The sequence below is a fragment of the Streptomyces sp. NPDC005533 genome, assembly GCF_042871845.1.
Lineage (GTDB): Bacteria > Actinomycetota > Actinomycetes > Streptomycetales > Streptomycetaceae > Streptomyces.
In genome coordinates this window covers 1-11,857 of sequence record NZ_JBIAJH010000083.1, presented here as the reverse complement: position 1 = coordinate 11,857, position 11,857 = coordinate 1, and the positions used below count along the sequence as shown (strand labels likewise).

The following is an 11,857-nucleotide window of genomic DNA, read 5'->3' as shown; positions in this document are numbered from 1 at the left end:
GGTCAGGCCCCCACCCTCCGGATAACGCATACCAACGGCATACCGCAGGGATCATGAACCGTCACTACCCGACGACAACCCGAAATCCTCAGTAATGGAGCATCTCACCGTGTCACCGACTTCTGATCACCTACGTGTGTCTGCCTGCGCTCCCCTTCCCGCACTGCCCCAGGCGCAGAGCCACTTCTCCCAGCCCGGGGAGACTGGCTGGCACCGCACGCCTCTGGCCGACGCCCTTCTCACGCTCGCGCACAAAGACGTGACCTCCTTCCACGCCTTGCCCCTCTCCCACGGCGACTCCCTGGGCAACTCGTCGGTTCGCGAGCGCTATACCGCCCTCTTCGGCGCCGCGCACCTGGCCTGCGACGTCTCCTACAGCGGTGCCATGCTGGACTCCTACTTCAGACCCCGAGGTCCGCTCCTGCAAGCCCAGCGGCTCGCGGCGCAGGCGTTTCGTGCCGACCACACCTACCTCCTCTCCGGCGGCACGAGCACTGCCAATCGCGTCGCGCTCGGCGCACTGGCCAGCCCTGGCGACAGGGTCCTGGCCGACCGCAGCTGCCACCAGTCGGTCCACTTCACGCTGCCCACGCTCGGCGTGGACGTCGACTATGCCCCGGTCCGAGGCTGCTGCGAACACTGTCCCCGCGAGTTCGCTGACCTCCCCCGCCTGCTGCAGATGTACGCCCAGAGTCACCAGGAAGGCCGCCCCTACCGCACGGTGGTCCTCTCCGCTGTTTCCTACGACGGGATCCGCTACAACCTTCCTGCCGTCCTCGGCGCGATAGCCAAGATCGGTTCCGATGTCCGCGTGGTGATCGACGAAGCCTGGGGGGCCGCCCATAACTTCCACCCCGCACTGCGCCCCCTGACCGCTCTGGAGGCTTTCCATGGCCTACGCCGCTCCCAGGCGGCCGGCCATATGCAGATTGCCGTCACCCATTCCGCACACAAGTCGCTCTCGGCACTGCGTCAGGGCTCCTACTTGCACCTAATCGGAACCCCCGCGTTGCAAGAGCGGGTAGAGCAGGAGCTGTTCCAGCAGCACACCACGTCTCCGAGCTGGCCGATCCTGGCCAGCCTCGACCTTGCCCGGGCGCAGGCGCTCACCGAAGGCGAACAGCTCGTCCAGCGCTCGATCGACTTCGCCCAGGCCATCCGGACGGAGATCGAAACAGACCCCGAGCTGTCGTCCTACGAGATCCTGGGCTCCGACCGCGAGCTGCTAGACCGCCTGCTGGTGGACGACGACCCGGTCCGGATCATGGTCAGCGTGAAGAACCTCGGAATCTCGGCCTCGGAGCTGCGCCGAAAACTCTTCGAGGAACACGGCCTCTACATCGCCCGTGAATGCGGCGAGGCCGTCCTCCTCCACATCCACATCGGCGTCGACGAAACGGCGGTGCACCGCCTCCTTGAGGCGCTGCGCACCATCCAAAAAAGCCAGCAGGCGGCACCCGGGCTTCCCGAGGACACATCCGACCACTTCATCATTGCCTACCCGCCTGGCATCCCCATTGCCGTACCCGGCGAACCCCTCAACGCAGAGCGTCGGCAGGAGATCGCACACCTGCGTGCCGAGGGCAGCGAAATTTACACTCTCCACGGCCGCCGCGTGTACAACCGCGACCAGTCACAGTCCTGCGACCAGGGCTGAAGGGGACCGGCTGCTATGCGGAGACCGGGCTTTGCTGTGCCTCGGATGTCCACAGGTCTGAAGCATTCCCTGGCCGCTTGTGGGGCTATGTCCGTGACAGCGTCCGGCCTGGGGCTCCTCCCCTCCGCAGAGGGTGCCTCTCTCTACCTGCGCCATCCAGGGATGGCCGACGAGCCGTCAGGGGCGCTGTGCCAGGCGCTGCTGTGGACTCTGGCGGCGGGGCTGGGGGCGAGCGGGCTGGCGATGTTCATCGGCGGCCTGCGCAGCGGGAGGCGGTGGACGGCGCTGATGGCCGGCTGCATGGTGACGACAGCCGTGTCGGGGATGGGCGTAGCGGCGATGTCGTGTTCAGCAGGGTGCCCCTCCCCGCTACCAACCGTCGCCGAGCTCGTGCCCATTGTTTCGGCGGTGATTCTCTTCGCGCCGGTGATCACCGTAATGCTTGTCGTGGGCTGGTCGTCTCCCGATCGGTTGCTGCGGGCGGTATCCATGGGGACGCTCGCGATGACGGGGTTAGGGGCCGTGGCTGCCGCAACCACAGGACCAACAGCACATGGAGGGCTACACGGAGGCACGTTCCCACAGGTGATGATCGTGGCGGCGTTGTCCTGGTTCCTGGTTCTCATAGCCCGAAGCGCTCCGACGGCACCGACAATGGGAGCGTCCCTGGCCTGGACGTCCGTACTCTTCACAGTTGCCGCCGCCGCATGGTGGCAGCCGTCATGGCCCATGCTGAAGACATGGCACACGGCGGTCACGGTCGTCGTGCTGATGCTCCTTGTCCTTATTGAGCTGGTGGGCGGAAGTCCAGCAGGCGAGGCACCTATCCTGCCCACCGTCTGTGACCTGTGCCGACGGGTCATCCCTCTCGGCGATGGCCTGTGTAGCCGCGTCCGCGACTCGTCTTGGGCCGACCCTGTCGATCCCAGGTACGATGGCCGGCGTTTGATCATCGTCTGTGACACCGGCCACCTCGCCAAGCTTCAGGAGCAATTCCGGCAGCGGCCCTTCGTGAATGAGGAGCTGTGGGCCGCGAAGATCAACAGGGCCCACCTCCGACACCAAGGCACGCTCGGTATGAACCAGCTGGCTGAGGAGACCGGCCTCGTCCTGCATCAGATCGAGGCAGCCGCCCTCTGGGCTGTGCGCTGAGGGCAGCCCGACAGCGTCGACGGCAGAAGCGAAGGGCACCTGCACCGCGCGAGTGAGGAGTGCTACAGACATACCAGCCAGGGGCTCCCTGGCAGGTGCCCCGCTCGTCCAGTATCAGGGCCACGACGTTGCGGGTACTGGGGCTGGCCAATGCCAGACCATCTGCAATCCACGGCCCAACGAGCTGTTTCCTCACGCTGTACCGGGCTGCGGTACGTCGGCATCTGGAGGGCGGATGAGACGCTCGTCACGCAGACGACGCCGGCGTCCTAGTGTCAAGATGTGATGGTCTGCCGGGTTTGGTAGGAGCCATGATCGGGCTCCTCCTCGAAGAGGGTTGGACCTGGGGAGGTCTACCGCCCCGCGATGCCCGGAGGCATCGGACCGCCCGCCTCTATCCCTCCAGGGGCGGGCGGTTCCCGTTCCGGGCCCACGTGTATGGCCTCGTCACGTGGTATGCCTCAGGATGCCCCGGCCTTAAGACCCTGGGGGACGGAACTTCCGCGGAGCGGAGTGGCCGGCTAGAGGCAGATCTTGTACGAGTGCTGCGCCGGGAGCAGGCCCACACCGCTGGCAGCCCCGACCCAGCTGGGCCCGTTGGTGACAGCGGTCCGCGCCACGAACTTCTGGTTTCGCGAAAGCGACAGTGCCAGCAACAGATCATCCGGGAGTTCGCGAAGGCCCGGGCGAAGGGCTCGGCCGCCGCAGCTTCGGGCGGGCACGTCCCAGCACAGGCAGAAGTGTGAGACGGCGCGGTCGTGGGACTGTGCGCAGTGCATGTCCCTTCTGAAGGGTGTGTGGTCCCGTGGTCCGGGCGTCCAGAGCTACGGCGACAGCCGAATCGCGGCCTTCGTGACGGCCGTCGCGACCGAGTCCATGCCTGCAAGCGGCTGGGTCCTCTGGGCTGACTGAGCCTTCGCCAACTTGAAGTCGCTGGTCAAAGGGCTGGTGTGTCTGGCGTTCGGTGTGCTCGTGCTGGTCGTGGGCGGAAGCCTTCGGTGAAGATCATTTGTCAGCGGTTGACTTCGAGGTTCGTCAGGACGAGCAGGGCGCGTAGGAGGCGGGTGGCGCGGGTGGGGTCGGTACGGAGCTTGGTGAGGATCCGCCAGTTCCTGAGGTGCGCGAATCCGTGTTCGACTGGTGCGCGTCCGACGGCGAGGACACGGTTCGCCTCCTTCTCTCCTGGGGTGAGCTTGTGGGTCCGGCTGGCGGCGTAGCCGGTGACGACTACGGGGTCGAGGATGTCGTTGTCCAGGCCGCGGAAACCGAGGTCCGCCAGGGCTCCGAGGCCGGCGGCGCGCAGGTGGGTCAGGATGTGGTCGTGGCGGGCGGCGGTGTTGTCGTGGGTGCGGCCCGGCCTCGCTGCGGATACCCAGATCAGACGGCCGCGTTCGTCGGTCAGGGCGAGAAAGTGCAGGCCGTGACGCCGGTGTTTGCCGGAGTAGTTGCGCCGGTCGGCCTTGCCGGTGCGACGCCGGGTGGGGATGAGGGTCCCGTCGATCAGGACCACCTCCCCACCCTGCTTCGTGACCTTCCGCAGGGCACGGTCCAGACGCGGCGCCTGGGCGGCGAGCAGTCCGATCAGCTCGTCGCGCCAGCGGCGGACGGTGGACTCGGAGACACCGTTCCCGCCGGCCATGTCTGCCAGGCGCTGGTCGTGACGCAGCACGGCCAGGACGATCACCGCGATCTTCCCCGGAGGGAGGACCCGCCACCGGGACCGTATCGCCTTCAGATGACGCCGCAGCAGGCCGGCGAGGTGGTTGACGGTGCGCGTGGACAGCGGCAGGCGGCACTGGTAGACAAGCGGGCAGGTGTCCTCGGCGTGTTCTTTGGTTTTCGTCACACAATTCCAACGGCCGCCGAGGGTGCCGTGGTTACGGCTATACCGCCGGACGCACCGGGCTGGGACAGGTCACAGACGGGTGGTGAACCGGCCGTCGGGCTGTTTCCGCAGCCAGCCGCGGTCGGCCAGCCTGATCAGCTTCCCCCGCAGCGGCTCCAGCTTGGCCTTCACGCTGACGTCCACGCCCAGCGTCTCGCCTACCTGCCGGGCAGCGACCGGGCCGCCGGCCTGGCGCACGACGGTGAGGATGCGCTGGTAATCCGGCGGGAGCATGGTCTCCTCGGTTTCCGGCTCGCGGTGCGGAACCAGCATCACGGCCCGCCCGGCCACCTGGCCGGGCACCGGCGAGACTGACCCACGCTCGCCGGCGATCTCTTCGCTCACCCGCTCGAGAACCCTCTCGGCGATGGCGAGTTCGTCCCTCTCGGAACGCACCTTGGCCAGCTGCTCGACCAGCTGTGCTTCGAGATCGTCCAGTTCGGCGCGTCGCGCGGTAATCCGTTCCAGCAGCTCGGGATCCAGCATGCGGTGGATCGTAGGGGCCGCCGGACCGCCACGGGCACGAATCTTGAAGATGTTGCCGGCTTCGTCACCGGCCCCGCGTCATCTCGGGAGGCCGGAAGGCCTGTCCGGTGCCTTCGCCGGGGGGACGGCCAGGATGTTGCGTACCGTGACCGGGTCCTGTCCGGTGCGGGCGGCGATGTTCTGGACGGTCTCTCCGGCCTCCCGGGCGGCGTGGATCGCTGCCGACAGGCCCCGGCGCGCGGTCTGCAGCGCCTGCTGCGCTGCGGTCACGGCTGCCGCGGCTGTCTCCAGGTCTCCTGCGTTGTTCGCCGGGGACGACACGGTTGTGGGGAAGGACGGCATCAGAAGGGGGGCTCTTCGCCAGGGGTGCCAGCCGGACCGGCGACGGGTACGGCCGGACGGACGGAACTGGCGGAGGCCCAGGGATCGTCTGGAGCGGTTTCACGCGGCGGAACCGGGCGAGTGGTACGGGTGATCGCCACGGTCGCGAAGGTCATCGATGCCCCCACGTCGTCGACGTCCAGCACCATCCGCGATCGCTTCTCTCCTTCGGGGTTCTCCCACCGGTCGGTGCGCAGCCGTCCCGCGACCACTACCCGGGCGCCCTTCGACAGGGACCCGGCCACGTTCTCGGCGAGCTGCCGCCAGCAGCTGCAGTCCATGAATGTCGGCTCCCCGTCCCGCCACGTATTCGTGTCGCGGTCGAAGGTCCGGGGAGTCGAGGCCACCGTGAAGTGGGCCACCGCCACACCGGCAGCGGTGAACCGCAGCTCCGGATCTTCCACGAGATTCCCGATCACTGTCAGAGGAAGGTCGTTACGCATGACAGAGAGCCTCGCACATACCACTGTCACCCGATCGGCCGTCCCGGCCATCCGGCTTCCCGCGAAATACAGACACCGGCTCCAGCGGGATCACCCGCGGCGGTGTTCACCCCACCACGGCAGGATCGGCGGCAGATCGCTGAGCCCGCGGGCCGGCCGCTTCGGCATCCGCGATTCGCCGTCGTCGCCGTCCCACCTCCGTCCGTACTGGTCCGGAAGATCGCCCCAGCCCCAGTACGGGACAGGCCGCTCAGGTGTCCTGCCCAGCTCGTCGACGGGGTCGATCTTCTTCTCCGCGACCGTGCACAGATGAGCCCAGTCGTCGCCCATGTCGAAGACGTAGGCGAACTGCTCGCCGGCCTGCAGCCTGCTCAGCTTGGTCGCACGGCCGTCCACCGTGCCGTCCGGGGCCTCGCCACCCCACCACTCCAGCGGACTGACCCCGGTGCCGTCGGACAAGGTGAACAGGTGCAGATGAGCAAGGTCCCAGCGTGCGAACGCGAGATCGACAGCCGTCGCGAACTGGGCGAACGAGTGCGAGCGTGAGGCCGCGAAGATCCTGCCGGGGCGGGGCCAATAGTCCTCACCCCGCCCGGACACCAATTCCACCCGGATAGACAGCCAGGTACGCGCCACTGACCACAGCCCCTTCACACACCACGTCCGAGAGACTCCAGACTACGGCTCGAAGCGCCTCTGCACGGGCGCCCCCTGACCCACCGGCAAATGATCTTGCCCGTGAACTACCGCCCACCACCAGCATGAGCACCCCGAGCACCGGTCACACCAGCCCCTTGACCAGCGACTTCAAGTTGGCGAAGGCTCACTGAGCAGTTCGAGTGCCGCATCCCGCGTGACTCTGGTGGTACCGGAGGCAGTGCCACAATTCGAGGCGGGGGGCACGGCGTCGGCGTTCGTGCTCCCCGAAAGCTTCAGACCACTGCGGTCACCACCACGGCGACCCACGCGGTAGCCCCAGGATCCAATCCGGCCAGCACGTCGGCGATGGCCCCTTGCACGGCTCGTGCCACGTCATCCGCACGGTGTCCGGCATGAACCGCGACCGACACCTCTACCTGCCAGCCCTTTCCCCGCGAATCACGGAGAATCTGTACCCCGACTGCCCTGTCTCCGGGGCCCCGGAGCAGGCTGCGTGCTCGCTCTCGTAGGCCAGGGCTTAGATAAGCCACCCCTGGCACAGTTTGCACCGCGTCTGCGAGCATCACTTTGACCCGCTGTGGGTGCAGGTTCATGCTTCGGGCCTCTCGTCCGCGTTCCACCTCAGCTGACCCCGTCAAGCAGGTCGACTACGGCTACGTCGATGTGCCGAAGATCGATTCCGAGCTCATGTGCGGCAGCGGAAAACAGCCGAGCCCGCACTGCGTTCGCAAGTGGAGGCAGCCCCACATTCACGCTTACAGCGATTTCGATCCGTAGATACAGAGGGCCACGCGGCAGTCGACTACCGGGACGCCTGACATCAGCAGACGCAGTAAGGGGCTGCAGGGTGCAACTGCCGGCCGAAACGCCTGCCACTTGGTCTGCCGCTGAACGCAGTACTTGGGTGGCAGCAGACGTCGTGATCCAGGTGTCCTCTTCCAGTCTGCCGAGGGGCAGGAGGGGGCCCGGCCGCAACTCAGTGCGGACCACTTGCATGACCCGCTCGGCCAGTCCCGCCGCGTAGTGCGGCGACTCAGCCACCGCCCTGTCGACCAACGAGTACAGGTCCGCCAGTTCTACCAACGCCCCCTTGCAGTCCTTGCAGTCCTCGTGGCCAGATGAAGGCTCTCCGTTGTCCCACAGATGAGCGAGGGAGGCTCCACAGTGCAGAATCTGATCGCCGTCGCCGTCGGAGGACCCCAGTCTTTGCTCTACTGCCATGCCTGCATTGCCTCCATCAGGCTGCGGCGTGCGCGGAAGATTCTTCCCCGGACAGCCGTTTCGCTGATTTCCACGACCCCTGCGATCTCCTCGTAACCCATTCCGTGCAGCTCCCGCAGCACCCAGCAGGCGCGCTGCTCCGGTGTAAGAGTCTCCAACGCCGTTGCCAGAGCTTTGACGGAATCCGATGCCTCGGCCGCCCTCAAAGGCGAGACCTGGTGGTCGGGTGCCATCGGCTCGGGCACCGAATCCAAGGGGCGGTAGGAACGCTCAGACCGGAGCATATCGAGGCAACGGTTAGTGACGATTCGGTACATCCAGCTGCTGAACGCCGCATCACCGCGGAAGTCTGGCAGTCTCCGCCACGCACTGACGAAGGACTCCTGGACGGCATCTTCGGCCTCAACATCGCTGCCCAGCAGTCTGCTGGCCAGCCGCAGCATGGCATCGCTGTGCCGCCGGACCAAGACCTCGAACGCTGCATCGTCGCCTTCAGACGCCCGGGCTACGAGCAGAGTGTCTGGCAGTTCGGACTCGGCCGGCGGGGCCATAGATGTCTGCTCCGCCTCATCCATGAGCTGGGCATCCCCGTCCATTCCGGATTTGTTGCTGTGGTGCCGCTTGCGCGTCTACAGATCCGTGCGGAGCCCAGCGCGGCACCCGCCCCATGCACAATCTGTCAGTATGCCGTTGGAGTGGGTTGTGTTAGTCATCCCACGCCGTCGGCCGCCAAGAGCCGGAAATCAGGCAGGGGCAGCATGTGCCGGGAAAGCTAGGCACGTTCTTGCGAATCAAGCCGGAGCAAGACGACGCTGTCGCCCCAAGGGCCTGTAAAGAATCTCTGGAGAAACGCCGTGAGGATTGCTCCGCGGCTACGTCCCAAAGACAACCTGGCGACTGGCCAGTCCCGAACTAGTCGGAGGTCGCCAATGGTGAGGTCAGCGAACGATAAGTCTGAGCCCGTGGCAGGAGTGTCCCGCCATAGCTTCTCCTGTTTTCCCCGCCTAGTAGGCGCCACACTGCTTCTTGCCCCTAGGGGCGACCTAGACTGCGCGGTCCTGCCAGCACTGACCGCCGTCCGCAAGCTGATTAGCCCTCGACTGTCGGCTGTACACGTAGATCTTCACAGCGTTCCTTTTATGGACTCGACTGGAGTCAATTTCCTTATGTCTCTCTACGTTGACTGCAGACGGCTGGAAATCGAACTGGAGATCAGTGGTATGCGCCCGCATCAGAGAAGATTGTTGGAATTTGTCGGGCACCCCCTCTTCACCCTCTGTAAACAGGGAAGTGATCATCGGCCTACCGGCAGGATCGCTCGCCCCGGCCACCGCAAGTGCCCGCCTGATACCACGGTGAAGAAGTAGGCCGGGCTCTCGCGGATGCGGAGTCGAGGCAGCCGAGTGACTCTGCCACTGGATCACGCAGGTTGTTCGAAGGCACGACATGGCCTCGATCTGGCTCCGACCACTAAATGCCACTGGCTCTGGCTGGGGCGCCCTAGCCTCGTGGAATCGATCACGGACCAAAAATCCGGCTCAGGGACGGGCGACGCCCCCCAACGAGGGCTCTCCCCGCTCAGCTCACTAATAGTGTGGAGCGAAGTCGCCACTCCCAGCGAGGCATTACTCCGAGGCGTGTTACCAGCTCACAGACCGCACATTCAGGCAACGATGTCCCCTAGCACTAAGATTGTAAAGAACTGGAGGGAATTGGAATGACCGGAGGCATCGCGGTGGGGCCGGACCGTGAACTGGCTGGCCGAGGCCGTACAACGATTTCTAGCGGTGTGGTGGAGAAGGTTGCGGGGCTCGCTGCTCGCGAGGTGGAGGGTGTATACGCTCTGGGGAGCAGTCTGACCCGGGCCTTCGGCGTAGTTCGCGACAGGGTTCCTGGCGGGGCGAGGTCGGCTGTCTCCCGCGGTGTTAAGGCGGAGGTGGGTGAGCGGCAGGCTGCGCTTGAGCTGGAGATCGTCATCGACTATGGGGTGTCCATCGGCGAGGTTGCGCTGGCGATCCGGGAGGAGGTGATCTCGGCAGTCGAGGGTGTGACAGGCCTGGAAGTGGTCGAGGTCAACATTGCCGTCACCGATGTCAAGCTGCCCAACGATGATGGACTGCTGATTCTGGGGGGCGAGCCGCGGAGAGCCGGCTCGAGTGACCCTCACGACGAGGAGGACCACGCATGACCATGGCGGTGACCGGCCAGGGGGTCGGCATGGCACTCGGTTTTGACCGCAGTTCATCCGGGCCGAACCAAGCACGAGACTCTCTCCTTCCTGCGACGCGAGCGGCCATCCCGACTGAAGTGTGGGGGGCCGAGCTGGATTCTGTGTTCGCGCGGGTAGCGGGGCGGTTTCCACGGGCGGATCTACGGTGGCGGATGCGAGGGTACCTGCGTGGGCTGCTGGCTCCTGTCGCGCGGAAGAACAGCCGACAGCTGGCTGCATGGGCGGGTCATCGGGATCCCGCCGGGATACAGCATCTGATGGCCGGTTCCCGCTGGGACGCTAACGCGCTCCGTGATGACGTACGCGAGTACGTCGGCGAACGACTTGGGCCCGGCGGAGTATTGATCATCGACGACACCGCGTTCGCCAAGAAGGGCCTCACGTCCGCGGGCGTGGGCCGGCAATACACGGGAATGCCCGGGAAGATCGGCAACTGTCAGGTAGGGGTGTTCGCCGCGTACGCTACCCGGTGGGGGCGGGCCCTGGTGGACCGCGAGTTGTACCTGCCGAAGGCCTGGACCGCGGACCGGGAACGGTGCCGAGCTGCGAAGATCCCGGACGAGCGGGAATTCGCGACCAAGGACGAGCTCGCGAGCACCATCGTTACCCGCTGCCTGGCCGCCGGCCTGTCGGCCGAGTGGGTGACCGCGGACGAGGCCTACGGCCAGGAATGGCAGTTTCGCCGCCTACTCGAGGAACTCGGGGTCGGTTACGTCGTCGCAGTGCCTAAAACTCAGCAGGTCGAAAGTCAGGCCGGTGTGTGGAGGATCAATGAACTCATCGCTCAGGCACCGGAGGACGCCTGGCGGCGGATCTCCTGCGGCAACGGGATGAAAGGACCTCGCGTCTACGACTGGGCCAGCGCGAAGCTTCCTGCCATCACCCCCTCTGACGGCGATGAGTCCGCCCACCACCGGTGGATCCTAGCCCGCCGTAACCTTATCCACCCCGCCGAAATTTCCTACTACTTCGCCTACGCACCTACCAGCTGCACTGTTGCTGATCTGGCTCGTGTGGCCGGTATGCGCTGGGAGATCGTAGAGTGTTTCCAAGACGCGAGGAACGAGTGCGGCCTGGACGATTACGAGGTGCGGCGGTATCCGGGCTGGTACCGACACATCACCCTGGCCATGCTCGCCCACGCCTTCCTAGCGGTCCTCGCCGCAGACAAAGTTGCCAAAGAGGCTGCAGCGCCGGCTCGCCCGGCCGCTCCATCGCTCTCACCGCGACAGAGATCTGCCGACGCCTGGCCACTCCCCGGCCCCACACCCGTCCGCTTGGCCGCCCCCAAGGCCACACGCTGAGCTGGCCCGCCTGGCAACCACACAATCAAGGCAACCACCCGAGGCTGCCAGCGCCAAGGCGAACCAGCCCAGGCCGCAAAGTCTCACTGGAGCATTAATGTTGCCTTCCTTAAAGGTGGCAGAAATACCGCTGGACAAGGCGTGGGGTAGGGCTTTCTCTCGGATCCAGGGCCGGGCTCATGCGTTGAGCTGGGCCCCCATGCCCGAGTCTCCCGGTGGCCGAAGGCTTCACCGCTACGGCCGCAAAGGGACAGATGCCAATCCCCCTGAAAATGTAGATGCCTTATCTATGCGGCTTGGGCTCTCTGGTGGGCTCGGGCTCGCTGTTGGTTGATCGTTTGCTTGTGTCTGGTGTTGTAGGAGTCGGCGATCCAGGTGGCGATCTTGATGCGGGGCTTGGTGCGGGTCGTGAAGTGGTGCGGGTGGATGTACTCGACC

General features: G+C 65.8%; 11 protein-coding genes. 5 read left to right on the top strand and 6 right to left on the bottom strand.

Annotation, left to right across the window (positions count from 1 at the left end; genetic code table 11):
- Window positions 1–94 precede the first annotated feature (94 nt).
- Both ACFYP3_RS35760 and ACFYP3_RS35755 read left to right on the top strand, forming a co-directional pair.
- Entirely contained in the window at window positions 95–1,657 is a 1,563-nt protein-coding gene (locus tag ACFYP3_RS35760; protein ID WP_388842092.1) for an aminotransferase class I/II-fold pyridoxal phosphate-dependent enzyme, read from the top strand.
- 162 nt (window positions 1,658–1,819) lie between these two features.
- Window positions 1,820–2,809 carry a hypothetical protein gene (locus ACFYP3_RS35755; protein ID WP_388842090.1) on the top strand — a complete coding sequence of 330 codons (990 nt, stop codon included), beginning with the start codon at window positions 1,820–1,822 and terminating at the stop codon, window positions 2,807–2,809.
- A gap of 1,012 nt (window positions 2,810–3,821) precedes the next feature.
- Here ACFYP3_RS35755 and ACFYP3_RS35750 read toward each other — a convergent pair.
- The 6 genes from ACFYP3_RS35750 to ACFYP3_RS35725 form a co-directional block, all read right to left on the bottom strand.
- Window positions 3,822–4,655 (bottom strand): transposase family protein, encoded by an 834-nt coding sequence (locus ACFYP3_RS35750; protein ID WP_388842088.1) that lies wholly within the window; start codon window positions 4,653–4,655, stop codon window positions 3,822–3,824.
- 69 nt (window positions 4,656–4,724) lie between these two features.
- Window positions 4,725–5,180 (bottom strand): hypothetical protein, encoded by a 456-nt coding sequence (locus ACFYP3_RS35745; RefSeq protein WP_388842086.1) that lies wholly within the window; start codon window positions 5,178–5,180, stop codon window positions 4,725–4,727.
- Window positions 5,181–5,258: 78 nt separating this feature from the next.
- On the bottom strand, window positions 5,259–5,450 hold the full coding sequence (locus ACFYP3_RS35740) for a hypothetical protein (RefSeq protein ID WP_388842084.1): 192 nt from the start codon (window positions 5,448–5,450) through the stop codon (window positions 5,259–5,261).
- Between the two features lie 71 nt (window positions 5,451–5,521).
- Entirely contained in the window at window positions 5,522–6,004 is a 483-nt protein-coding gene (ssb, locus tag ACFYP3_RS35735) for a single-stranded DNA-binding protein (RefSeq protein ID WP_388842082.1), read from the bottom strand.
- Between the two features lie 90 nt (window positions 6,005–6,094).
- Window positions 6,095–6,640, bottom strand: coding sequence for a hypothetical protein (locus ACFYP3_RS35730; RefSeq protein ID WP_388842080.1), 546 nt, complete (start codon window positions 6,638–6,640; stop codon window positions 6,095–6,097).
- A gap of 1,235 nt (window positions 6,641–7,875) precedes the next feature.
- On the bottom strand, window positions 7,876–8,460 hold the full coding sequence (locus tag ACFYP3_RS35725) for an RNA polymerase sigma factor (protein WP_388842078.1): 585 nt from the start codon (window positions 8,458–8,460) through the stop codon (window positions 7,876–7,878).
- Window positions 8,461–8,814: 354 nt separating this feature from the next.
- Here ACFYP3_RS35725 and ACFYP3_RS35720 point away from each other — a divergent pair, with 354 nt between their 5' ends.
- From ACFYP3_RS35720 to ACFYP3_RS35710, 3 genes are all read left to right on the top strand, one after another.
- Entirely contained in the window at window positions 8,815–9,252 is a 438-nt protein-coding gene (locus ACFYP3_RS35720) for an STAS domain-containing protein (protein WP_388842076.1), read from the top strand.
- Window positions 9,253–9,602: 350 nt separating this feature from the next.
- Entirely contained in the window at window positions 9,603–10,073 is a 471-nt protein-coding gene (locus ACFYP3_RS35715; RefSeq protein WP_388842074.1) for an Asp23/Gls24 family envelope stress response protein, read from the top strand.
- A gap of 107 nt (window positions 10,074–10,180) precedes the next feature.
- Window positions 10,181–11,419: an IS701 family transposase gene (locus tag ACFYP3_RS35710; protein ID WP_388842094.1), complete on the top strand. Its 1,239-nt coding sequence runs from the start codon at window positions 10,181–10,183 to the stop codon at window positions 11,417–11,419.
- The last annotated feature ends 438 nt before the right edge of the window (window positions 11,420–11,857 follow it).

Coding starts and splice junctions, on each gene's coding strand:
- ACFYP3_RS35760 (WP_388842092.1), top strand. CDS start 95: ATGGAGCATCTCACCGTGTCACCGACTTCTGATCACCTACGTGTGTCT.
- ACFYP3_RS35755 (WP_388842090.1), top strand. CDS start 1,820: ATGGCCGACGAGCCGTCAGGGGCGCTGTGCCAGGCGCTGCTGTGGACT.
- ACFYP3_RS35745 (WP_388842086.1), bottom strand. CDS start 5,180: ATGCTGGATCCCGAGCTGCTGGAACGGATTACCGCGCGACGCGCCGAA.
- ssb (WP_388842082.1), bottom strand. CDS start 6,004: ATGCGTAACGACCTTCCTCTGACAGTGATCGGGAATCTCGTGGAAGAT.
- ACFYP3_RS35725 (WP_388842078.1), bottom strand. CDS start 8,460: ATGGATGAGGCGGAGCAGACATCTATGGCCCCGCCGGCCGAGTCCGAA.
- ACFYP3_RS35720 (WP_388842076.1), top strand. CDS start 8,815: ATGGTGAGGTCAGCGAACGATAAGTCTGAGCCCGTGGCAGGAGTGTCC.
- ACFYP3_RS35715 (WP_388842074.1), top strand. CDS start 9,603: ATGACCGGAGGCATCGCGGTGGGGCCGGACCGTGAACTGGCTGGCCGA.